The sequence below is a fragment of the Streptomyces sp. NPDC049970 genome (assembly GCF_040660235.1).
In the GTDB taxonomy this organism is placed as follows: domain Bacteria; phylum Actinomycetota; class Actinomycetes; order Streptomycetales; family Streptomycetaceae; genus Streptomyces.
In genome coordinates, this window is sequence record NZ_JBFALP010000011.1 from 55,101 (window position 1) to 76,471 (window position 21,371).

General features: G+C 71.3%; 19 protein-coding genes. 14 read left to right on the forward strand and 5 right to left on the reverse strand.

The genetic code is table 11. The features are described 5' to 3' along the window. Nucleotides 1-138: 138 nt before the first annotated feature. Nucleotides 139-924, forward strand: coding sequence for an SAM-dependent methyltransferase (locus tag AB0I83_RS20270; RefSeq protein WP_356841702.1), 786 nt, complete (start codon nt 139-141; stop codon nt 922-924). A gap of 10 nt (nt 925-934) precedes the next feature. Here the strand turns inward: AB0I83_RS20270 and AB0I83_RS20275 are convergent, their stop codons facing one another. After that, complete coding sequence (locus AB0I83_RS20275) at nt 935-1,447, reverse strand: GNAT family N-acetyltransferase (RefSeq protein WP_356535164.1); 513 nt, start codon at nt 1,445-1,447, stop codon at nt 935-937. Nucleotides 1,448-1,496: 49 nt separating this feature from the next. On the opposite strand from AB0I83_RS20275, the gene AB0I83_RS20280 reads away from it, so the two are divergent. Further along, complete coding sequence (locus AB0I83_RS20280) at nt 1,497-2,312, forward strand: exodeoxyribonuclease III (RefSeq protein ID WP_363305592.1); 816 nt, start codon at nt 1,497-1,499, stop codon at nt 2,310-2,312. A 169-nt stretch (nt 2,313-2,481) separates the two neighbouring features. On the opposite strand, the gene AB0I83_RS20285 is transcribed toward AB0I83_RS20280, so the two are convergent. Continuing rightward, nucleotides 2,482-3,102 (reverse strand): MerR family transcriptional regulator, encoded by a 621-nt coding sequence (locus AB0I83_RS20285; RefSeq protein ID WP_363305678.1) that lies wholly within the window; start codon nt 3,100-3,102, stop codon nt 2,482-2,484. A 169-nt stretch (nt 3,103-3,271) separates the two neighbouring features. On the opposite strand from AB0I83_RS20285, the gene AB0I83_RS20290 reads away from it, so the two are divergent. The 4 genes from AB0I83_RS20290 to AB0I83_RS20305 all read left to right on the forward strand — a co-directional run bounded on the left by AB0I83_RS20290 (nt 3,272) and on the right by AB0I83_RS20305 (nt 6,922). Beyond that, nucleotides 3,272-4,792, forward strand: coding sequence for an NAD(P)/FAD-dependent oxidoreductase (locus tag AB0I83_RS20290; RefSeq protein WP_363305593.1), 1,521 nt, complete (start codon nt 3,272-3,274; stop codon nt 4,790-4,792). Continuing rightward, the gene (locus AB0I83_RS20295) at nt 4,789-5,742 is read left to right on the forward strand and encodes an alpha/beta fold hydrolase (RefSeq protein ID WP_363305594.1); all 954 of its coding nucleotides are present in this window, start codon (nt 4,789-4,791) and stop codon (nt 5,740-5,742) included. The genes AB0I83_RS20290 and AB0I83_RS20295 overlap by 4 nt, the downstream gene beginning before the upstream one ends. Then, nucleotides 5,739-6,623 carry an SDR family oxidoreductase gene (locus AB0I83_RS20300; protein ID WP_363305595.1) on the forward strand — a complete coding sequence of 295 codons (885 nt, stop codon included), beginning with the start codon at nt 5,739-5,741 and terminating at the stop codon, nt 6,621-6,623. Before AB0I83_RS20295 ends, AB0I83_RS20300 begins: the two co-directional genes overlap by 4 nt. An 86-nt stretch (nt 6,624-6,709) precedes the next feature. Beyond that, on the forward strand, nt 6,710-6,922 hold the full coding sequence (locus tag AB0I83_RS20305) for a hypothetical protein (RefSeq protein ID WP_356535169.1): 213 nt from the start codon (nt 6,710-6,712) through the stop codon (nt 6,920-6,922). Nucleotides 6,923-7,096: 174 nt separating this feature from the next. On the opposite strand, the gene AB0I83_RS20310 is transcribed toward AB0I83_RS20305, so the two are convergent. Next, on the reverse strand, nt 7,097-10,426 hold the full coding sequence (locus AB0I83_RS20310) for a S41 family peptidase (RefSeq protein ID WP_363305596.1): 3,330 nt from the start codon (nt 10,424-10,426) through the stop codon (nt 7,097-7,099). A gap of 177 nt (nt 10,427-10,603) precedes the next feature. Here AB0I83_RS20310 and AB0I83_RS20315 point away from each other — a divergent pair, with 177 nt between their 5' ends. Both AB0I83_RS20315 and AB0I83_RS20320 read left to right on the forward strand, forming a co-directional pair. After that, entirely contained in the window at nt 10,604-11,176 is a 573-nt protein-coding gene (locus tag AB0I83_RS20315; protein WP_356535171.1) for a TetR/AcrR family transcriptional regulator, read from the forward strand. A 120-nt stretch (nt 11,177-11,296) separates the two neighbouring features. Continuing rightward, on the forward strand, nt 11,297-13,510 hold the full coding sequence (locus AB0I83_RS20320) for an MMPL family transporter (RefSeq protein WP_356841694.1): 2,214 nt from the start codon (nt 11,297-11,299) through the stop codon (nt 13,508-13,510). A gap of 155 nt (nt 13,511-13,665) precedes the next feature. Here the strand turns inward: AB0I83_RS20320 and AB0I83_RS20325 are convergent, their stop codons facing one another. Then, nucleotides 13,666-14,079, reverse strand: a complete 414-nt coding sequence (locus tag AB0I83_RS20325) for an SsgA family sporulation/cell division regulator (protein WP_363305597.1) — start codon at nt 14,077-14,079, stop codon at nt 13,666-13,668. 180 nt (nt 14,080-14,259) lie between these two features. Between AB0I83_RS20325 and AB0I83_RS20330 the strand changes: the two genes are divergently transcribed. The 5 genes from AB0I83_RS20330 (at nt 14,260) to AB0I83_RS20350 (ending at nt 18,901) form a co-directional block, all read left to right on the forward strand. Further along, nucleotides 14,260-15,339: an energy-coupling factor ABC transporter permease gene (locus tag AB0I83_RS20330; RefSeq protein ID WP_363305598.1), complete on the forward strand. Its 1,080-nt coding sequence runs from the start codon at nt 14,260-14,262 to the stop codon at nt 15,337-15,339. Between the two features lies 1 nt (nt 15,340). Continuing rightward, nucleotides 15,341-16,102 (forward strand): cobalt ECF transporter T component CbiQ, encoded by a 762-nt coding sequence (gene cbiQ, locus AB0I83_RS20335; protein WP_363305599.1) that lies wholly within the window; start codon nt 15,341-15,343, stop codon nt 16,100-16,102. After that, complete coding sequence (locus AB0I83_RS20340; RefSeq protein WP_356535176.1) at nt 16,099-16,869, forward strand: ABC transporter ATP-binding protein; 771 nt, start codon at nt 16,099-16,101, stop codon at nt 16,867-16,869. The genes cbiQ and AB0I83_RS20340 overlap by 4 nt, the downstream gene beginning before the upstream one ends. Nucleotides 16,870-16,946: 77 nt before the next feature. After that, nucleotides 16,947-18,107, forward strand: a complete 1,161-nt coding sequence (locus tag AB0I83_RS20345; protein ID WP_363305679.1) for a serine hydrolase domain-containing protein — start codon at nt 16,947-16,949, stop codon at nt 18,105-18,107. Next, the gene (locus AB0I83_RS20350; RefSeq protein WP_356535177.1) at nt 18,104-18,901 is read left to right on the forward strand and encodes an SDR family NAD(P)-dependent oxidoreductase; all 798 of its coding nucleotides are present in this window, start codon (nt 18,104-18,106) and stop codon (nt 18,899-18,901) included. Before AB0I83_RS20345 ends, AB0I83_RS20350 begins: the two co-directional genes overlap by 4 nt. A gap of 328 nt (nt 18,902-19,229) precedes the next feature. On the opposite strand, the gene AB0I83_RS20355 is transcribed toward AB0I83_RS20350, so the two are convergent. Then, the gene (locus tag AB0I83_RS20355) at nt 19,230-19,787 is read right to left on the reverse strand and encodes an ATP-binding protein (RefSeq protein WP_363305600.1); all 558 of its coding nucleotides are present in this window, start codon (nt 19,785-19,787) and stop codon (nt 19,230-19,232) included. 209 nt (nt 19,788-19,996) lie between these two features. Between AB0I83_RS20355 and AB0I83_RS20360 the strand changes: the two genes are divergently transcribed. Further along, nucleotides 19,997-21,370, forward strand: a complete 1,374-nt coding sequence (locus AB0I83_RS20360) for a sporulation protein (RefSeq protein ID WP_363305601.1) — start codon at nt 19,997-19,999, stop codon at nt 21,368-21,370. The last annotated feature ends 1 nt before the right edge of the window (nt 21,371 follow it).

The window sequence follows — 21,371 nt, forward strand, 5'->3', positions numbered from 1 at the left end:
TGCGGCGATGTATGAGGGGTCCGGGGCGCACCGCTTAGAGTGGTCTCGACCACCCGCCCTTCCGGGGAACGCCGTTGGGGCGCGAGCCGGATCGGGTGCGGGGTTCTCCGTCCGCGATTCCTTATGGAGGAGCGTCCTGTGACAGCCGGTATACCCAGCTCCCGCATCGACACCAGCAAGCCGCATCCGGCGCGCGTGTACGACTGGCTCCTGGGCGGGAAGGACAACTACCCGGTCGACCAGGAGGTCGCGGAGAAGCTGCCCGCCGAGGCGCGGGCCAACGCGGCGCGGAACCGGGCTTTCATGCAACGGGCGTCGGCCTGGCTGGCGGGGCGGGGTGTCGACCAGTTCCTGGACATCGGTACCGGCATTCCGACCGCGCCGAACCTCCACCAGATCGTCCAGGAGGTCGCCCCGGCGTCCCGGGTGGTCTACGCGGACAACGACCCCATCGTGCTGCGCCACGCGGAGGCGCTCCTGGTGAGCCGTCCCGAGGGCGCGACCGACTACATCCATGCGGACGTGCGGGAGCCGGAGGCGATTCTCGAACGCGCCGCGGAGTTCCTGGACTTCGGGAGGCCGGTCGCGCTGTCGCTGATCGCGCTGCTGCACTTCCTGCCCGACGAGCAGGACCCGTACGGCATCACCCGCACGCTGGTCGCGGCGCTGCCTCCGGGGAGCTATCTGGTGCTGTCGCACGGTACCGCCGATCAGCACCCCGAGCTCAGGCAGGAGACCGAGTCCGCTTACCGGAAGGGCTCCATCGCGCTCCGGATGCGTACGCGTGCGGAGGTCGAGCCCTTCTTCGAGGGGCTTGAGCTCGTGGAGCCGGGGCTGGTCACGGCGCCCGAGTGGTACCGGGAGGAGCCGGCGCCGGCGTACGAGCGGAGCGGGTTCTACGTGGGTGTGGCGCGGGTGCCGTAGCGCCGGAGGGTCAGGCGGAACCCCGGGCGGGGCCGGGGGCCGGGACGGCCAGGGGCTTGGCCATGCAGACGCTGCTGTCGTACGTGCGGTAGTGGCCGAACTTGTCGCATCGCGTGTAGCCGCTCGACGCGTACAGCGCGATCGCCTCGGGCTGCCGGTCGCCGGTCTCCAGGACCATGCGGGTGCGGCCCGCCGCTCGGGCGTCGGCCTCCAGGGCGGCGAGGATGCGCCGGGCGAGGCCCCTGCCGCGGCCCTCGGGGATCACGAACATCCGCTTGATCTCGGCGTCACCGTCCGAGTACCCCTCGTCGTTCCGCTCCTGGCTGCGCCAGCCACCGGTGGCCACGGGGCGGTCCTGCTCGTCGTAGGCGAGCAGGTACAGGCCGTGGGGCGGGTCGAACATGGTGGGGTCGAGCGGGGTGATGTCGCCCCCGTCGCCGTAGAGCGCCGCGTATTCGAGCTGCACGCGGACGTTGAGTTTGACGGCGTCGGGGTGGTCGAACGGCCGAGGCTGGATAAGCATACGAGTGATAGTACAGCTATGCACTAGTGAGTGTAGGTACTGTATCCGGATGCTGACTGTTACCTCCGTGAATGTCAACGGACTCCGTGCCGCCGCCAAGAAGGGCTTCGTCGAGTGGCTGGCGCGGTCCGAGGCCGATGTGATCTGTCTCCAGGAAGTGCGGGCCGAGCCGCAGCAGCTGCCCGACGAGGTCCGTGATCCGGAGGGCTGGCACGTCGTGTCCGCCCCTGCCGCCGCCAAGGGGCGCGCGGGCGTCTCCGTCCTGACGCGTCATGCGCCGGAGCGCGTCCAGACCGGCTTCGGCGGATTCGGTGTCCCGGGCGCCGAGGAGTTCGACGGCAGCGGGCGGTACGTCGAGGTGGACGTCCCCGGTGTGACGGTGGCGAGCCTGTACCTGCCGTCCGGGGAGGTCGGTACGGAGAAGCAGGAGGAGAAGGAGCGCTTCATGGCCGCCTTCCTGCCCTATCTGCGAGGGCTCCGGGAACGCGCTGCCGCCGAGGGTCGCGAGGTGGTCGTGTGCGGCGACTGGAACATCGCCCATCAGGAGGCCGACCTCAAGAACTGGAAGGCCAACCGCAAGAGCTCCGGATTCCTCCCCGAGGAGCGGGAGTGGCTGACGCGGGTTTTCGACGAGGCGGAGTACGTGGACGTGGTCCGTGCCCTGCACCCGGACGAGGAGGGGCCGTACTCCTGGTGGTCCTACCGCGGCCGGGCGTTCGACAACGACGCGGGCTGGCGGATCGACTACCAGGTGGCGACGCCGGGGATCGCCCGCCGTGCCGTGAAGGCGTGGGTGGAGCGCGCCGCGACGCACGGTGAGCGGTGGAGCGACCACGCGCCGGTGACCGTGACGTACGAGCGGTGACCGCCGTCGGGTCGTGAGTGCGCGGCGCCGGTCTCCGACGCGACGGCGGCCGGTCGCCCGCGCCGGTCTCCGGCGCACCGGTCGCACCGCCGCCCGCACCGGTCGCCCGCGCCGGGGTCTGGGCGAAGGGTGGCGCGGGCGGCGGTGCGGCCTCGGGTCCGGCGCGTCCTCAGTCGTCTTCGCGCAGGCGGCGGTCCAGTGCCATCGAGAGTTCCGCGTCCACCACCGCATGTGCCAGCGTGCGTAGTTGGTCCGGATCGGACTGTGCGGTGTGGGCGCGCAGTACGCGTACGCACAGGTCGGCCAGGGCGTCCGCGTGCTCGCGGACCTGGCGGCCCGACGAGAGCACCGCGGAGAGCGGGACCCCCGCCCGGACGAGTTCCGCCGACGCCTCCAGCAGGCGGCGGCTGATGTGCACGATCTCGTCGCCGTCGGTGGCCAGGTAGCCCAGCTCGAGGGCGGCGGACAGGTTCTCCGCCGTCGCCTGGTCCTGGAAGTAGTCGGCGAGCTGCTCGGGTGTGAGCCGCACCGGGGTCTCCTCGGTCGGTTCGCCCAGGCCCAGCACCTCGGCGACGTCGCGGCCGCTGTCGAAGGTGGCGGCCAGGTCGGCGATGCCGTTGAGGGTGTGGCCGCGTTCCAGCAGGCCCGTGATCGTGCGCAGCCGGGCCAGGTGGTGGTCGTCGTACCAGGCGATGCGGCCCTCGCGCCGGGGCGGCTGGATCAGGCCGCGCTCCCGGTAGAAGCGCAGGGTGCGCACGGTGATGCCGGCCTCCTCGGCCAGCTCGCCCATGCGGTACTCGCGGTGCTCGTGTCCTTCAGCCACACCCGCACCCTATGTTGTACCGCCGGTAACTTTCCTTGTCCCGACCCCTACCCATCAGTACGGAGCTGCTCTACCCTCCCAACAGTGCCAGTGATTGCTGGCAGAGTCGTGGCACGTACCGCGGGGAGGCGGCAGCATGGCCCAGCACGAGCACGTACGAGTGGCGGTGATCGGATCCGGATTCGGGGGCCTCGGGGCCGCGGTCCGGCTCCGCCGCGAAGGCATCACCGACTTCCTGGTCCTCGAGCGCGCCGGTTCCGTCGGTGGCACGTGGCGCGACAACAGCTACCCGGGCTGCGCCTGCGACGTACCGTCCCACCTGTACTCGTTCTCCTTCGCGCCCAACCCCGACTGGCCGCGCACCTTCTCCGGCCAGGAGCACATCCGCGCCTACCTGGAGCACGTGGCCGACACCTTCGGACTGCGTCCGCACATCAGGCTCGGCCACGAAGTCGCCGTGATGCGCTGGGACAACGACGAACTGCACTGGGTGATCGAGTCGGCGAACGGCTCCACCATCACCGCCGACGCGGTCGTCTCCGCCACCGGCCCGCTCTCCGATCCCAAGCTGCCGGACATCCCGGGGCTCGCCGAGTTCCCCGGCAAGGTCTTCCACTCCGCGCAGTGGGACCACGACTACGACCTGACCGGCAAGCGTGTCGCCGTGATCGGCACCGGCGCCTCGGCCATCCAGATCGTCCCGGAGATCCAGCCGAAGGCCGGCCGCCTCACCCTCTTCCAGCGGACCCCGCCCTGGGTGATGCCGCGCATGGACCGTGCCATCAGCGGTGCCGAGAAGTGGCTGCACCGCTCGCTCCCCTTCACGGGCACCGCCCGCCGCGGACTCCTCTGGGGCATCCGGGAGTTGCAGGTCGGCGCCTTCACCAAGCACCCCAACCAGCTGGGTCTCGTCGAGTCGATCGCCAAGGCCAACATGGCGCGGGCGGTCAAGGACCCGGCGCTGCGGGCGAAGCTGACCCCTTCGTACCGCATCGGCTGCAAGCGCATCCTGCTCTCCAACGCCTACTATCCGGCGCTCGCCCGGCCGAACGTGGACGTCGTCGCCTCCGGGCTCGCCGAGGTCCGCGGTTCCACCGTGGTCGCTTCCGACGGCACGGAGACCGAGGCCGACGTGATCATCCTCGGCACCGGTTTCCACGTGACGGACATGCCCATAGCCGAGCGGGTCGTCGGCGCTGATGGCATCACGCTCACCGAGGCGTGGAAGGACGGGATGCAGGCACTGCGGGGTGCCACCGCGGCCGGCTTCCCGAACTGGATGACGATCATCGGCCCCAACACGGGCCTCGGGAACTCCTCCATGATCCTGATGATCGAGTCCCAGCTGAACTACATGGCCGACTACCTGCGCCAGTTGGAGGTCCTGGGCGGGAACGCCGCGCTCGACGCGCGTCCCTCGGCCGTAGGCGCGTGGAACAGCCGGGTCCAGGACCGGATGAAGCGCACCGTCTGGAACACCGGGGGCTGCACCAGCTGGTACCTGGACTCCACCGGACGCAACACCACGGTCTGGCCCGGTACGACGGCCGAGTTCCGGCGGGCCACGCGCTCGGTGGACCTGGGTGAGTACGAGGTCGTCCGGAAACCCGTCACCCACTCCACGGCACAGGCCGTGACCGAGGAGGCCGCACGATGAGCCGACCGCAGAGGCGGGCGGAAGCGCCGCCCGTACCCGTCCGTGAACTGACCGCCGTCTCCGCCGACGGCTCACGCGTCAACGTCGAGCTGCACGGGCCCGACGGTGCGCCCGCCGTGGTCCTGTCGCACGGCTGGACCTGCAACACCCGCTTCTGGGACGCGCAGGTGCGCGACCTGGCGGTGGACCACCGGGTCGTCGTCTACGACCAGCGGGGGCACGGCCGTACGCCCGCTGCCGGAGCCGGCGGGTACAGCACGCGTGCGCTGGCCGACGACTTGGAGGCGGTGCTGCGGGCGACGCTCGCGCCGGGCCAGAAGGCGGTGCTCGGCGGGCACTCCATGGGCGGTATGACGCTGATGGCGGCGGGCGGCCGGGACGCCGTGCGGGAGCACGGGGCGGCAGCGCTGCTGTGCAGCACCGGCAGTTCGCGGCTGACGGCCGAGTCGCTGGTCCTGCCGATGCGGGCCGGCGCGCTCCGTACCCGGATGACCGCTGCGGTCCTCGGTGCGAGTGCGCCGCTCGGCCCCGTCAACGCCGTCTCCAGGGCGATCCTCAAATACGCGACGATGGGTCGCGGTTCGGCCCCGGAACGGGTGGACGCCTGTGCCAGGATCGTCCATGCGTGTCCGCGCGGCGCGCGGGTCGCCTGGGGGCACGTGCTCGCCGAGCTCGATCTCGAGGCGCGGGTGCGGGAGCTTCGGCTGCCGACCGCGGTGATCGCGGGTACGGATGACCGGCTGACGCCGCCCGTGCACGCGAGGGCCGTCGAGGCGGCGTTGCCGCACAGCCTCGGGCTCACCGAACTGACGGGCATGGGCCACATGACACCGGTCGAGGCGCCCGAGGTGGTCACGGCGAAGCTCCGCGAGCTGGTGGCCGAGTACGTCACTGTGGAAGCTGCGGGCGGTACGGCGGCAGCCGTGAGCCAGGAGGAGGAGGTCGCATGAGCGGCAGGCGGAGTCTCGAAGGTCAGGTCGTCGTCGTCACGGGCGCGGCGCGCGGGGTGGGCGAGCTGCTGGCCCGCAAGCTCTCGGCACGCGGTGCCGTGCTGGCGCTGGTCGGCCTGGAGCCGGACGAGCTGAAGAAGGTCTCGGAGCGTCTGCACTCGGTGAGCGACCACTGGTACGCCGACGTCACCGACCACGTGGCGATGAGCCGGGTCGCCGCCGAGGTCAAGGAGCGTTTCGGGAAGGTCGACGTCGTCGTCGCCAACGCCGGTGTCGCCACCGGGGGACCGCTGGTGGACTCCGATCCGGAGGCGTGGCGCCGGGTCGTCGAGGTGAACCTCATCGGCGGCGCCGTGACGGCGCGGGCGTTCCTGCCGGTACTCATGGAGAGCCGGGGGTACTTCCTCCAGATAGCGTCGCTGGCCGCGATCACCCCGGCGCCGATGATGAGCGCGTACTGCGCGTCTAAGTCGGGTGTGGAGGCCTTCGCGCACTGCCTGCGCGGCGAGGTCGGCTACCGGGGCGTGAAGGTCGGGGTCGGCTATCTGTCCTGGACCGACACGGACATGGTGCGCGGTGCGGACGAGGACGACGTCATGCGGGAGTTGCGGCAGCGGCTGCCGTGGCCGACGAACCGTACGTATCCGCTCGGCCCCGCGGTCGACCGGATCGTCGCCGGGATCGAGCGCCGCTCCGCGCACGTGTACGCCCAGTGGTGGCTGCGCGGGATGCAGTCGATCCGGGGCTACCTCCCGGCGTTGATAGGGACGGTCGGGCAGCGCGAGATGAAACGGTTCGGCTCCCGGCTCGACGGTGTGGGCAAGGGGCTGGTCGGCGCCGGTGGTGAGGCGGACCGGGAGGCCCGGGTCAGGCGCGGATGATCGAAATGCGATGAATGTCTGGGTGTGTAAGTCTGAGCGAGGCCCCACCGGGGCCGACCCCACGCACCCACATAGGAGTGAACAGCATGGGCATCGCAGACCAGTTCAAGGACAAGGCGCAGGAGCTCGCCGACCAGGCCAAGCAGCAGAAGGCCGGCGCCGGCAAGCGTGACGAGGCGCGCGAGCGCCCGTCCGACGCGCCGGGCCGCGCCGCGGACCAGGCCCAGGGCCGTCGGCCCGAGGCCCGGGACCGGGCGCAGGACGCGGCGGACAAGACGCGTGAGCGTTTCGAGCGCTGACGTCCGACGCCTCTGAGCGTCTGCGGTTCGGTTGGGGCGTACCCGGGTGCCGGGTACGCCCCAACTCGCATGCCGGGCGCGGGTAGGGGCGGCCAGCCCCGGGTCGCGTGCGTGGTGCGGTCGGGGACGGCCCCGGATCCTGTGCGGGGCCGTCCCCGACCGGGGGCGCCCCGGTCACCTCGGGGGGAGCGGCGGGCGGCGCAGGTCCGGGGCGGTCGCGTAGGTGGGGGGTGTGGCCGCCGGGTGTGCGGCCAGCAGGTCCAGGGCCACCCTGACGGCGTCGTCCAGCACCGCGTGGCGCCCCTCGGCCCAGTCCAGCGGGGTGCGCAGGGCCTCCAGGTCGGGTTCGACGCCGTGGTTCTCGACGGACCAGCCGTACGTGTCGAACCAGGCCGCGTTCATCGGCACCGTGATCACCGTGCCGTCGCCGAGCCGGTGGCGCCCGGTCATGCCGACCACGCCGCCCCAGGTCCGCCGGCCCACCACCGGCCCCAGCTTCAGCAGGCGGAACGCAGCCGTGATCATGTCCCCGTCGGACGACGTCGCCTCGTCGGCGAGGGCCACGACCGGCCCCCGGGGGGCGTTGGAGGCGTACGACACGGCCTGCGCGTTACGGGTCAGGTCCCAGCCGAGGATGGTGCGGGTGAGCTTCTCGATGACGAGCTCGCTGATGTGGCCGCCCGCGTTGCCGCGTACGTCCACGATCAGGGCGGGGCGTGAGACCTCGAGCCGCAGGTCGCGGTTGAACTGCGCCCATCCCGAGCCGCCCATGTCCGGGATGTGCAGGTACCCGCACTTGCCGTGGCTCAACTCCCGTACGACTTCTCGGCGTTTGGCCACCCAGTCCTGGTAGCGCAGCGGGCGTTCGTCGACGAGGGGGACGATCGCGATGCGCCGGGAGCGGCCGCCGAACTCGCCGCCGGCGGGGCGGAACGTCAGCTCCACGGTGGTGCCGCCCGCGGCCGTCAGCAGCGGGTACGGGCCGGCGACGGGGTCGACCGGCCTGCCGTCGACGTGGGTGAGGACCGCGCCCTCCCGGACGCCCGTACCGGCGAGGGGGGAGCGCGCCTTGGAGTCCGAGGAGTCGCCGGGCAGGATCCGCCCCACGGTCCAGTCGCCGTCCCGGCACACGAGGTTGGCGCCCAGGAGCCCGATCGCGCGCTGGTAGTGCGGGGGCCCCTCGTTGCGGCGGGCGGGCGAGACGTACGCGTGCGAGGTGCCCAGCTCGCCCAGGACCTCCCGCAGCAGGTCGGCGAACTCGTCGGGCGAGGCGACCCGTTCGACCAGCGGGCGGTACTGGTCGAGTACGCCGTCCCAGTCGATCCCGCACATGTCAGGTTCCCAGAAGTAGGACCGGGTGATGCGCCCCGCCTCGCCGTAGGCCTGGCGCCATTCGGCCGCCGGGTCGACCTCGTGCAGGATTCGGCGCAGGTCGAGGAAGACCGTCGAGTCGTTGTCGCCCGGCTCGTTGGACGGCACGGCCCGCAGCTCGCCGTCGTCCATGACGACCAGTCGGGTCGCGTCCCCGCTGACCGCGAACCAGTCCAGGTGGCCGACCAGTTCGGTCCTGCGGGCCTTGGCGATGTTGAAGTGCTCCAGCGTGGGCCGGCCCGACATGTCCGAGGGGTTGGCGAAGGTCTCGCCGAGGGCCCCGGAGATCGGCCAGCGCAGCCAGACGAGGCCGCCGCCGCTCACGGGTTGCAGCGCGGAGTACTTCGACGCGGACACGGGGAACGGGGTGACCCGGTTCTCCAGGCCCTCGAACTCGACCGTGACCGCCGGGCCCTCGACCGTGACGTCGGGGATGTCCACCGGGTCCAGGCCTCCGGCGGCGGGCCGGCCGTCGGGGAGCAGGGCGAAGGGGGAAGGGGTGGCCGACGAGAGGGGTACGAGGTACGGGCGGCAGCCCAGGGGGAAGGAGAGGTCGCCGGTGTGGACGTCGTACACCGGGTCGAACCCGCGCCAGGAGAGGAAGGCGAGGTAGCGGCCGTCTCCGGTGAAGACCGGGTTCTCGTCCTCGAAGCGGCCGTTGGTGACGTCCACTGTCACCGGGGCGCCGGGTCCGGTGATCCGCGCCAGCTTGATCTGCCGCAGCGAACGGCCGACGCCGGGGTGCGACCAGGTCAGCCAGTTGCCGTCCGGGGAGAACGCCAGATCGCGCACCGGGCCGTTCAGGGAGCGGATGAGCTCGGTGACCTCGCCCTCGGACGTGCCGGGCAGCGGGGTGGGCTCCGTCCCGTCCAGGTCCACGGGGTCGGCCGCGGTGTCCAGCAGCAGGAGCCGGCCGTCGTTGGACGCGACTGCCAGCCGTTCGCCCTCCGGGTCCGAGATGAGCTCCTGGACCCTGCCGAGCCGGCCGGCGGCCAGCCGGCGGGGCGGACGGTCGCCGCTGGCCCGGGGCAGGGTGGCGATCTCGATCGCGTCCTCGCCCTGCGCGTCGGTGACGTAGGCGACCTGGCCGCCGCTGCCGAGCATCTCGGGCAGCCGGACCCGGACCCCCGGGGTGTCGGCGATGGTGCGGGCCGGGCCGTCGCGGTGGGTGAGCCAGTACAGGCTGCCGCGTACGGACACGGCGCTCGCCCGGCCCGTCTCGTCCACGGACAGCGCGTCGACGTTGCTTGCCGCGGGCACCTGGTACGGACGCCGTCCCGTCCGCGGCCCGCCGAGCCGCACCTCCAGCTTCCTGGGCACCGCGTCGGGCGACTCCAGGTCGTCGACCAGCCACAGATCGCCGGCGCACTGGTAGACGACGCGGGTGCCGTCGCTGGAGGCGTGCCGGGCGTAGAAGGCGTCGTGGTCGGTGTGCCGGCGCAGATCCCCGCCGTCCGTCAGGCAGGAGTACAGGTTGCCGACGCCCTCGTGGTCGGAGAGGAAGGCGATACGGCCCCCGACGAACATCGGCGCGTCCAGGTGGCCGCCGATGTCGGGCAGCAGCTGTTCGCCGTGCAGCCACAGCCGGCCCATCGCTCCGCCCCGGTACCGCTTCCACGCGGCCGGCTCGTGCGGCGGCTTCCCGGTCAGCAGCAGGGTGCGCCGCTCGCCGTCGATGTCGGCGACCGCGATGTCGGAGACCGGCCCCCAGGGGAGCTTGCCGCCGGGCCCGCCGTCGGTGGGGACGCTGTAGGCCCAGGAGAAGTACGAGAACGGCTGGGCGTGCGAGGACACGGCGAGGATCTGCGACGACTCCCCGGGATCGGGGCTCCAGCCGCAGACCCGGGCGTCGGTCGAGCCCCAGTGGGTGAGTCTGCGGGCGGGGCCGCCGTCGACGGGGGCGAGGTGGATCTCCGGGTCGAGCGTGCGCCAGGTGGTGTAGGCGATGCGGCTGCCGTCGGGCGAGAAGCGTGGATGGCCGACCCTCGTCCGGTCGACGGTGAGGCGCCAGGCCCGGCCCGGCCGCTGCCCGGCCGGAGCGAGAGGGGAGACCCAGAGGTCGTCCTCCGCCGCGAAGCAGAGCAAGTCCTCGTGGAGGTGCGGGAAGCGGAGATACGCGACGTCGTCACTCACCCTCCAATGCTTTCGGTGCGAAGGGCCTCCGGCAACTTGTGGTCCAGGACACAAGCGAAACTGTTTCGTTTCGCTAGGAGCGGGGAGTACGGTCAAGGTGTACGAAACAGTTTCGTTCGTCGAATTGATCTTCGACTGACGTACGACCCGGTGGGCGGAGAGGGGGGAGGTCGGCACATGGCGGGCAGCAGACTCACCCCGGAACGCGAGGGCGAGCTGTACGCGGCTGTGCTCGATCTGCTCGGCGAGGTCGGCTACGAAGCCCTGACCATGGACGCCGTCGCCGCCCGCACCCGTTCCAGCAAGGCCACCCTCTACCGCCAGTGGGGGAGCAAGCCCGAGCTGGTCGTCAAGGCGCTCCGGAACGACAAGCCGGTGCACCTCGCCGACGTCGACACCGGTTCGCTCCGCGGTGACTTCCTCGCCGTGATGACGCGCACGGACGACTGCCAGATGGAGAAGAACTCCGCGCTGTTGCGGGGTCTGACCCATGCCATCCACAACAACCCCGATCTGTTCCAGGCGCTGCGGGAACTGCTGATCGAGCCGGAGATGACCGGCCTCGGGACGCTGCTTCAGAGGGCCGTGGACAGAGGGGAAGTGCGTGCGGACAATCCGGCGCTTCCCTATGTGCCCCACATGATGATCGGTGCGTTCGCCGCTCGTGAGCTGGTCGACCACCAGCCCGTCGACCAGGCGTTTCTCACCGACTACGTCGAATCCGTGGTGTTCCCCGCCCTCGGCGTCTGACGTCCCCGCTCTCTCCGTACGGCCCTCTCCCCGACGCTCCACCTGACACGCCGCTCTCGTCGTCGGGCTGGTTCCTCACGCCCTCTTCCACTCAACGACCTGACCGGGAGTACACCCTCCGTGGCCACATTCCTCTACAAACTCGGACGGCTCGCCTTCCGCCGCCGCCGTTATGTCGCACTGGTCTGGGTGGCGCTCCTGGCGCTCGCCGGCTTCGGTGCCTCCTCCGCGTCGACCGCCACCTCGAGCTCCTTCTCGATCCCCGGCACGGAGGCCCAGCGGGCCTTCGACCTGCTGGAGAAACGTTTCCCCGGCGGCAGTGCCGACGGTGCGACCGCCCGCGTCGTCTTCAAGGCCCCTGAGGGCGAGAAGGTGACCGCCTCGGCCAACAAGGCCGAGATCAAGGGCATCGTCGGCGAGCTGGAGTCCGGTTCGGACCAGATCGCCTCGGTCGCCGACCCCTTCGCCGCGAAGGCCGTCAGCGAGGACGGCTCCACCGCCTACATCTCCGTGGCCTACCAGGTCAGCTCGATGGAACTGACCGACGGGACCCGGGAGGCGCTGGAGGACGCGGGCGAAGCCGCGCAGGACAGCGGGATGACCGTGGAGATCGGCGGTGACGCGCTCCAGGTGATGCCGGAGACCGGCGCCACCGAGATCATCGGGGTCGCCATCGCCGCCGTGGTGCTGGTGATCACCTTCGGGTCCCTGATCGCGGCCGGGCTGCCGCTGCTCACCGCGCTGATCGGCGTCGGGATCGGGGTCTCGCTGATCACCGCGCTGGCGAACGTGCTCGACCTCGGCTCCACCACCTCCACGCTCGCGATGATGATCGGCCTCGCGGTCGGCATCGACTACGCGCTCTTCATCGTCTCCCGCTACCGCGCCGAACTGGCCGAGGGACGGGAGCGGGAGGAAGCCGCCGGACGGGCCGTCGGCACGGCGGGATCCGCCGTCGTCTTCGCCGGTCTGACGGTCGTCATCGCGCTGGTCGGCCTCGCCGTCGTCAACATCCCGATGCTGTCGAAGATGGGCTTCGCCGCCGCGGGCACGGTCGCGATCGCCGTTCTCATCGCGCTCACCCTCGTCCCGGCGCTGCTGGGCTTCGCGGGCAAGCGGGTCATGGGGCGCAAGGCGCGCAGGGCCGCCGAGGCGGAGAACAAGCCCGAGGCGAAGCCGAACATGGGTACCCGCTGGGCGCGGTTCGTGCTGCGCAAGCCGGTGTGGGTGCTGCTGGCGGGCGTCATCGGCCTCGGTGTCGTCGCCGTACCGGCCGCCTCGCTGGAGATGGGGCTGCCGGACGACGGATCGCAGCCGAAGAGCACCACGCAGCGCCAGGCGTACGACCTGCTGTCCGACGGCTTCGGCCCCGGGTTCAACGGGCCGCTGCTGGTCGTCGTGGACACGAAGGGTTCGTCGGACGGCAAGGCCGCGGTCGACCGGGTCTCGCAGGAGATCGAGGGCATCGACCACGTCGCCGCCGTCACCCCGGCCACCTTCAACAAGGCCGGCGACGCCGCGACCATCACGGTCATCCCGCAGGACCGGCCGAGCTCCACGGAGACCGAGGGCGTCGTCCACGCCATCCGTGACGCCGGCGGGGAGATCAAGGACGACACGGGCGCGGAGGTGCTGGTCACCGGTGCCACGGCGATGAACATCGACTTCTCGGAGAAGATGAACGCCGCGCTGCTGCCGTACCTGGCGCTCGTCGTCGGACTGGCGTTCCTGCTCCTGATGGTGGTCTTCCGTTCACTGCTGGTGCCGCTGAAGGCGGCTCTCGGCTTCCTGCTCTCGGTCGTGGCGGCCCTGGGCGCGGTCGTCGCGGTGTTCCAGTGGGGCTGGTTCGCCTCGCTCTTCGGGGTCGAGCAGACCGGTCCGATCATGAGCATGATGCCGATCTTCATGGTCGGCGTGGTCTTCGGCCTCGCCATGGACTACGAGGTCTTCCTGGTCACGCGGATGCGTGAGGCTTACGTCCACGGGGAGACGCCCGGCCAGGCGATCGTCACGGGCTTCCGCCACGGTGCCCGGGTGGTCACCGCCGCGGCGGTGATCATGATGGCCGTCTTCGCGGGCTTCATCGGCTCCACCGAGTCGATGGTCAAGATGATCGGCTTCTCGCTCGCCATCGCCGTCTTCTTCGACGCCTTCGTGGTCCGCATGGCCGTCGTGCCCGCGGTGCTCGCCCTGCTCGGCAGGCGCGCCTGGTGGCTGCCGCGCTGGCTGGACCGTGTCCTGCCCAACGTGGACGTCGAGGGTGAGGGCCTGCGCAAGGACCTGGCCGACGGCCCCGCCGAGGGTGGCGGGGAGCGGGATCTGGTCCGCGTGTGACGAGCGGTCCGAGCCGGTAGGGACCGTCGGGGCGGTACGAACCCCGGGGCCGCGTCCGAGCGGAACGCGGCCCCGGTGCGCCGGTTACCTGTGGGGACGGGGGACCGGGGCGACGACGAGTCCTCGCGCACGTGGCGCGGGGGCTCGTCGTCGTGTCAGGCGCGTGCGCGCGTCGCGGCGGGAGTGGCTGGAGCGGACGGAGTGGCCGGTGCGGACGGAGTGGCCGGTGCCGTCGGGCGGGTCCCGGTCCTGGCGCGGGTCCGTGCCAGGAAGCGGATCAGCGGTGCCCTGTCGAACTGGAGGACGGCGACCCCTTCGGCGGAGTGCAGCTCCAGCACCAGCTGGGCCCGGCCGCAGGGCCAGATCCGTATGTCACCGCTGGTGGCGGGGGAGCGCAGGCCGCGCTCCAGGAGGTCGATGCCGAAGGCGCGGTCGATGCCGCCGGGGAGCCGGACGTGGACCGTCTTCGGGTCCTCGGGGTCGTATCGCAGTTCGACCGGGACCGGACGTGGGTCGGGGCCGTCGGTGACGAGCCGGGCGCGCGCGTGTTCTTGGATCACGAGGGACATGGGCCGGCTCCTCCTGTGGGTACATCTCTCCCCCTAATGTCGCATATGTTCCTATTTGGGCATGTTGAGAGGGTGATGCAGTTGTCGCCCCCGCGCTCTTGCGAGCCCTTTGCAACAGGGCACTATCATTGAGCGGTTCCCGACCCCGCCCGCAGCAACTCCCGAAAGCGGAGCCACTCCATGCATGTACCCGACGGATTCATCAACGCACCTGTCTCCGCCGTCGCGGGCGTCGTCGCCGCGGGCGCGGTCGCCGTCAGTCTCCGGGGCGCCGGTCGTGAACTGGGGGAGGAGCGCGCGGCCCCGCTGGCCGGACTCGTCGCCGCGTTCGTCTTCGCCGTGCAGATGCTGAACTTCCCGGTGGCCGCGGGCACCAGCGGCCACCTCCTGGGCGGGGCGCTGGCGGCGATCCTGGTCGGCCCCTACACGGGGGTGCTCTGCATAGCGGTCGTCCTGCTGATGCAGGGCGTCCTCTTCGCGGACGGCGGTCTCACCGCGCTCGGGGTGAACATCACGGTGATGGGAGTCGTCACCACCGTCGTCGCCTACGCCCTCTTCCGCGGCCTGACCCGCGTGCTCCCCCGCACCCGCCGCTCCACGACGATCGCGTCCTTCGTCGCCGCGCTGGTATCCGTGCCGGCCGCCGCCGTCGCCTTCACCCTGATCTACGCGGTCGGCGGGACCACCGACGTGCCGGTCGGCAAGGTCCTCACGGCCATGGTCGGCGTCCACGTCCTCATCGGCATCGGGGAGGCGGCGATCACCGCGCTGACCGTCGGCGCCGTGCTCGCGGTGCGCCCCGACCTGGTGCACGGGGCCCGCGGACTCGCGGCCCCGCTGAAGCTCCGGGTCGACGGCGAACTCGTCGACGCCCCCGCCGCCCCCGCCGCCCCGGCAGCCACCCCCGTCGCCGCCCGCTCCACGCGCAAGGGCTCCACGCGCAAGGTCTGGTTCACCGGTCTGGCCGCCGCGCTCGTCCTCGCGGGCTTCGTCTCCTTCTACGCCTCCGCCAGCCCGGACGGCCTGGAGAAGGTCGCCGCCGACAAGGGCATCGACCAGAAGGTCCGGGAACACGGTGCCGCCGGCTCCCCGCTCGCCGACTACGGCGTCGAGGACATCGGCGACGCCCGCCTCTCCGGAGGCCTCGCCGGAGTGATCGGCGTGGGCGCCACCGTCGTGGCCGGCAGCGGTGTGTTCTGGGCGGTGCGCCGCCGCCGTACGCCCGAGGCGCCCGCGACCCGCACCGCCGAGTCCGTCTGACATGGGCGCGGGCCACGCACACAAGCTCTACCGGCACGGGCACTCGCCCGTCCACGACCTGCCCCCGCACTGCAAACTCGCCGCGGTCGCCTGCTTCGTCCTGGTCGTCGTCTCCACCCCGCGCGAGGCCGTCTGGGCCTTCGCGCTGTACGCGGTGCTGCTCGCCGCCGTCGCCGCCGTGGCCCGGATCCCCGCCGGCTTCCTGCTGCGGCGGCTGGTCATCGAGGTGCCGTTCGTGGCGTTCGCGCTGCTCATGCCGTTCGTCGTACCCGGCGAACAGACCGAGCTGCTCGGCGTCTCCGTCAGCGTCCCCGGACTCTGGGGTGCCTGGAACGTCCTCGCCAAGGGCACCCTCGGGGTCGCCGCCTCGGTCATCCTGGCCTCCACCACCGAGCTGCGCTCCCTGCTGCTCGGCCTGCAACGGCTGCGGCTGCCGCCCATGCTCGTCCAGATCGCGTCCTTCATGATCCGCTACGGCGACGTCATCACCGACGAACTGCGCCGGATGTCGATCGCCCGGCGCTCCCGCGGATTCGAGGCGCGCGGGGTGCGCCAGTGGGGCGTGCTCGCGAAGACCGCGGGCGCCCTCTTCATCAGGTCCTACGAGCGCGGCGAGCGCGTGCACCTCGCGATGATCAGCCGCGGCTACACCGGCAGCATGCCGGTGATCGACGAGGTGACCGCCTCCCGCACCCAGTGGGCGCACGCCTCGGCACTCCCCCTGCTCGCCCTCGCCGTGTGTCTGCTGGGATGGACCGTATGAGCCTGCCCACCGGCCACGCGCCGTCCCTCGAGGTCAGCGGCCTCGCCTACGCCTATCCCGACGGCCACCAGGCACTCTTCGGCGTGGACCTGACCGTGGCCCGCGGCGAACGCGTCGCGCTCCTCGGCCCCAACGGCGCGGGCAAGACCACGCTGGTCCTGCACCTCAACGGCATCCTCGACGCGGGCGCGGGAACCGTCCGGGTCGCCGGGCTGCCCGTGGAGAAGCGGAACCTCGCCGAGATCAGGCGCCGCGTCGGCATCGTCTTCCAGGACCCCGACGACCAGCTCTTCATGCCGACCGTCCGCGAGGACGTCGCCTTCGGACCGGCCTCGGCCGGACTGCGCGGCCCCGAGCTGGAGGACCGGGTCATGACCGCGCTGAAGCGCGTCGGCATGGAGGAGTTCGCGGCGCGGCCCCCGCACCACCTCTCGTTCGGCCAGCGCCGCCGGGTCGCCGTCGCCACCGTGCTGGCGATGGAGCCCGAGATCCTCGTCCTGGACGAGCCCTCCTCCAATCTGGACCCGGCCTCCCGGCGCGAACTCGCCGACATCCTGCGTTCCCTGGACGTCACCGTGCTGATGGTCACCCACGACCTGCCGTACGCCCTCGAACTCTGCCCCCGCGCGGTCATCCTCAGCGACGGGGTGATCACCGCCGACGACCGTACACAGGACCTGCTGTGCGACGACGAACTCATGCGCCGGCACCGGCTGGAGCTGCCCTTCGGCTTCGATCCGCGTTCCGTGTCCGTTCCGCGTCCGTGAACAGATGGTGACCCGCCCCCCGTTCCACCTGCGACGGGATGCACCATGGGGGGATGAGCGGGAGCACGGGATCAGGCGTGGACGTACGGGGCACGGTGGCGCCGGGATTCGAGGCGGTACGGGACGCTTTCGTCCGTAACTTCGAACAGCGCGGGGAGCGGGGAGCGGCCGTGGCGCTCTACCGCCACGGCCGCAAGGTCGTCGACCTGTGGGCGGGCACGAGGGATGTGGACGGAGCCGAACCCTGGGCCGTGGACACCGTCCAGATCGTCCGCTCGGCGGGCAAGGGCATCGCAGCCGCCGTGCCGCTGATGCTGCACCAGCGTGGACAGGTGGACCTGGACGCGCCCGTCGGCACCTACTGGCCGGAGTTCAAGGCGAACGGCAAGGAACGTGTGCTCGTACGCCACCTCCTCGCCCACCGCGCCGGGCTGGCCGCGCTCGACGTAACACTGACACCCGCGGAGGCGGCCGACCGGACGTCCGGGCCGATGGCCGTCGCCGCCCAGCAGCCGCTGTGGGAGCCGGGCACCGATCACGGCTACCACGCCCAGACGTTCAGCTGGCTCGTCGGCGAACTGGTGCGCAGGGTCACCGGGCGCACCATCGGACGCTGGATCGCCGAGGAGATCGCCCGGCCGCTCGGCCTCGACTTCTGGTTCGGGCTCCCGGCGGACGAGGCGCACCGGATCGGGCGGATCGGACCCGTCGAAGCCCCGCACGTCGAGGGCGGCGGCACCCTGCGCGTGCGCCACAAGCGCTCCGTCGTCGAGGCGTACAGCGACCCGGCGTCGCTCACCCGCCGCGCCTTCGGGGCGATCGACCCCTTCCCCGACGAGAACGACCCGGCCTACCGGGCGGCCGAACTCCCCGCGTCCAACGGCGTCGCCACCGCGCGCGGCCTCGCCCGCTGCTACGCCGCGATGATCGGCGAGGTCGACGGCCAGCGGCTGTTCGCCCCCGCCACCCTCACCCTGGCCCGTACCGAGGAGTCGGCGGGGCCTGACCGGGTGCTGGTCGTCAACACCCGTTTCGGGCTCGGCTACATGCTGCACGGCCCGGCCGCACCGCTCCTGGGCCCCGGCTCGTTCGGCCACCCCGGACGCGGCGGCTCGCTCGGCTTCGCCGACCCCGGATCGGGCATCGCGATGGGCTACGTGACGAACGGTCTGCAGAAGGGGGTCACTGCCGACCCCCGTGCCCAGGCCCTGGTCAGGGCAGTACGGTCGGCGCTATGACTCCTCCACGCTTCCACGGGTACGCCGCACTCCTCACCGGTGCCGGGCAGGGCATCGGAGCCGCCACCGCACGCCGGCTGGCATCCGAGGGCGCGGCCGTCCTGGTCACCGACCTGGACGCCGGCCGGGCCGAACGGACGGCGGCGGGGATACGCGAGGACGGCGGCACCGCCGAAGCCCTGCCCTGCGACGTGGGCGACCGGGCGGCGGTCGAGGCGGCCGTCGCCCACGCCGTCGCCGTCTTCGGCCGGCTCGACGTCCTGGTCAACAACGCCTACGCCAACCACGACGACGCCGCGCTCTTCGAGGACGAGGACGACGAGTCCTGGGACCACACCCTCGACATCACCCTGAGCGGCCCCTACCGCTGTTCGCGCGCCGCGCTGCCGCACCTGGTGGCGTCCGGCCGTGGAGCGATCGTGACCATCGGATCGGTCAACGGCGAGCAGGACTTCGGCGGCCACGCCTACAGTGCCGCCAAGGCGGGCCTGGCGAGTCTGACCCGTACGCTCGCGGGCCACGCCGGCCCGCGCGGTGTGCGCGTCAACCTCGTCGCGCCGGGCACGATCCGTACGGACGCCTGGACGGGCCGCGACGCCGAACTGGAGCGGGCCGCCGCGCTCTACCCGCTCGGGCGGATCGGCGAACCCGGCGACATCGCGTCCGCCGTCGCCTTCCTCGCCTCCGGGGACGCGGCCTGGATCACCGGTACGACCCTGCGGGTGGACGGCGGTCTCCTCGGCGTCAACACGGGCTTCCGCAGGGCGATGACGGGCGAGGACGGAACCCGCTGAGGGCTTCCCCCCGGTTCAACCCGTGTGCAGCATCAGCCCGATGCCGACCACCATCAGTCCGGCGGCCGCGATCCGCGGGGCCCCGAACCCCATCAGGCACCGGGAACCGCCGCGTTCCCAGCCGGGCCACCCTTCGCTTTCCAGGGCTGATGGGGTGGCCCGGTCTCGGTTTGTGGTTGTCAGGCGCGGCCCTCCGGCCGGGAGGGGAGCTCTCGGAGGTCCCGGAGGAGCCGCGCCCTGGCCGGAGGGGTCAAGCTCCGGCCGGTTACCGGGCCGCCCCCGCTCCCGATCGCGAAGGAGCAGAACAAGGGCAGCGGCCCGTAGATCATCAGATCGGCACGGGCTCTTCTTCGCTGTTCAGGTCAAAGCGGGCCCAAACCGTCTTTCCGCCGCGTTCCTCCGGCGTCCACCAGACCGCCGCCGCCAATCGCTGAGCGATGAGCAGCCCCCGACCGCTGTCGGGCAGCACCGCTTCAGGCAACTCTCCGAGCAGTCCCGACGAGAACGCCTCTCCCACCGGAAGCAGCGGAGGAGTCGAGTCCTCGTCGGCGACACCGATGAACAGCCACTTCGGCCACAGCTTGAAGATCAGGTCAACGCGCCGGCAGCCACCAGGGGCGGACAGATGCCGGTCTGGAACGGCGTGGTTCACCACGTTGCCGACCAGCTCCGAGACGACCAGCCGAGCATCGTCCACAACCGCGCAGTCGCCCGCACCCCGGAGGAACGCGGCCGTCATGTAGCGCGCGACGCGCGCCGTGTCACTGAACTCGGCGAACAGCGTCATTGTCAGGAAGTGCCCGTCCGAGTACGGCTCCGGCGTCGCGAACCAGTGCGCGTACGCGTCCAGCTCACCCGCCAACCGTTCGGTCTTCCCTGCATCCATGACTTCCCCTTCCGAGGCTCCGCGGCCCTCATGGCACCGCTTGTTTCACGCACGCCAGTACACGGCCAAGCAGGCGTGACCGGGAGCGTTCACCAGGGGGTTCACGTGAACACCGGTAAAGGCAAAGGGGGTTCATCAATGAACCCCCAAGGCTGATACTGCTGTGACACGATGAACACTCGCCGTCATTCTCGGGTTGGCAGGGGAGCATGAGCCGAGAGCCGAACGCGCAGTTGATCGCCGTCATGGAACAGGCAAAGGTCTCGAACAAGGGCCTTGCGAAGCGCATGAAGGACACCGCCGCCGCACGCGGCATCAACCTTGGAACAACTCACGTCTCCGTGCAGCGATGGCGAGACGGCGCGGGCATCCAACCCCAGACAGCGGCGATCATGGCGGACGTACTGAGCACCAAACTCGGTCGCCGCATCAGGCTCGGCGATCTCGGCTTCTTCGACCACGCGCGACCCGCCGCCCCTCAGCCGGTCGGCTACCCGAACACCGTTCCCGAAGTGCTCGCTACACTGGGCAGCCTTGCAGACGAAACCGTCGGGACTCCCGCCGATGATCAGCTCATCGTTACCGACGGCGACCTCAGTTCAGCCGTCCTGTCGTGGATGATCGCGCACCCCGACGGCATCCAGGCCGACCGTCCCGGACGCCAACGTGTCGGTATGCGCGATGTACGCGCGATCAGGGACGCCGCAGGCATGTTCATGCAACTCGACTTCAAGTACGGCGGAGGCCACGGCCACAAAGCACTGCGCCACTACTTCCGCCACGAAGTCCTGCCGCTGCTGGACGTCAGTTACAGCGAGAAGGTGGGCACCGCCTTATTCGGCGCCGCCGCCGAGGTCTCCCAGCTCCTCGCATGGACCGCGTACGACACCGGAAACCATCGGCTCGCCCACCGCTATCTGTCGTCCACGCTCCGTCTGACGCAGGTCATCGACGACCGCATGTTCGGCGCCCGCATCCTCGGCAACCTCAGCCACCAGGCGAACTACCTCGGTAACCACACCCAGGCCATCCAGCTCGCCCGCGCCGCCGTCGAGGGAGCCAAGGGCCGAGCTACCCCACGCGCCATGTCGAACTATTGGGCCATGGAGGCCCGCGCCCTCTCCAACGCAGGCGAAAAGGCCGGCGGGGCCCGCGCGATGAACGAAGCGGAACGCCACTTCGGACAGGCCGACAGCGCCGACGACCCGACATGGCTGAGCTACTTCGACGAGGCGGAGCTCACGGGCGAGTTCTGCCACTGCTTCCGTGATCTGCGGATGCGCCGGGAGGCCGTCGAGCAGGCACAGCGCGCCGTCGACAGCACCGACCCAGCATACGCCCGCACCCTGGGGTTCTGCCGCATGGTGCTCGCCCAGAGCCAGCTCATAAACGGTGACTTGGAAGCCGCGGTCACCACCGCGAGTCTCGCAGTCGACGGCGGAGACTCCCTCCAGTCCTCCCGCTTCCAGCGCTACGTGACCGACTTCCAGGCCGAGGTGAGCACGCATGCGGCCCACCCCGCCGTAGTCGCGTTCAACGAGAAGGTGAGCGAGGCACTCGCCCGCCTCGACGACGACGAGTAGC